The sequence below is a fragment of the Streptomyces sp. SID14478 genome (assembly GCF_010548525.1).
Lineage (GTDB): Bacteria > Actinomycetota > Actinomycetes > Streptomycetales > Streptomycetaceae > Streptomyces.
Genome location: NZ_JAAGMG010000021.1, coordinates 1 through 1188, shown reverse-complemented (window position 1 = coordinate 1188; position 1188 = coordinate 1). Strand labels below are relative to the sequence as shown.

1 protein-coding gene is annotated in these 1188 nt (G+C 74.7%); it reads left to right on the top strand.

All coding sequences use genetic code 11. The features are described 5' to 3' along the window. Positions 1 to 916, top strand: a 916-nt coding sequence (locus G3I40_RS00870; protein ID WP_164300208.1) for a dihydrolipoamide acetyltransferase family protein, incomplete at its 5' end; no start/stop codon positions are given. Positions 917 to 1188: the final 272 nt, after the last annotated feature.

The window sequence follows — 1188 nt, the reverse complement described above, 5'->3', positions numbered from 1 at the left end:
CCCGGTCATCTCGCCGCTCGTCCGCAAGCTCGCGCGGGAATGCGGCCTGGATCTGCGGGAGTTGACGGGATCGGGCCCCGACGGGCTCATCCTGCGCTCCGACGTGGAGCGCGCCAAGGCGGCCCGCACCGCGCAAGCACCCGCGCCGGTATCCGCGCCCACCCCCGCAGCCCCCGCGCCGATGCCAGCTCCGGAGACCGGTTCAGCCGCGCCGCAGGGCCACCGCACCGCCTTGCGCGGCATTCGTGGCGCCGTCGCCGACAAGCTCTCCCGCAGCCGCCGCGAGATACCCGACGCGACCTGCTGGGTGGACGCCGACGCCACGGAACTCATGCACGCGCGCGTGGCGATGAACTCCGCGGCCGGACCGTCCGCGGGCCCCAAGATCTCCGTCCTGGCGCTGCTCGCCCGCATCTGCACGGCGGCCCTGGCCCGCTACCCGGAGCTCAACGCCACGGTGGACACGGAGCGCCGCGAGATCGTGCGGCTCGACGGGGTGCATCTCGGGTTCGCCGCGCAGACCGAGCGCGGGCTCGTCGTGCCCGTCGTCCGCGACGCCCACGCGCGCGGCGCGGAGTCGCTGAGCGCCGAGTTCGCCAGGCTCACCGAGGCGGCCCGCGCCGGGACGCTGACACCCGGGGAACTCACCGGCGGTACCTTCACGTTGAACAACTACGGGGTGTTCGGGGTCGACGGCTCCACGCCGATCATCAACCACCCCGAGGCGGCGATGCTCGGCGTCGGCCGGATCACCCCGAAGCCGTGGGTGCACGAAGGGGAGTTGGCGGTCCGCCAGGTCGTCCAGCTCTCGCTCACCTTCGACCACCGGGTGTGCGACGGCGGTACGGCAGGAGGCTTCCTGCGGTACGTCGCGGACTGCGTCGAGCAGCCGGCGGTGCTGCTGCGCACGCTGTGACACCTGCCCGCACCCCGGGCCGTCCGGCCGCCACCTGTCCACCCGCACCCCTGTGACGCGCGCCCGCGCCCACCCCGGGCTCCGGGCCCGCGCCCCGCAGCCCGTGACACTCGCCGTTCCCCAAGGGTGGCAATGATCGCCCGTACGCCCATACTCGGGGGATGACCGCAGCCGGGCCCGTCGACCATGCCCCCGAGTACGACGCGTTGGTCCTCGCCGGGGGCGCAGCGCGCCGGCTCGGCGGAGCGGACAAGCCCGGGGTGCGGGTCGGC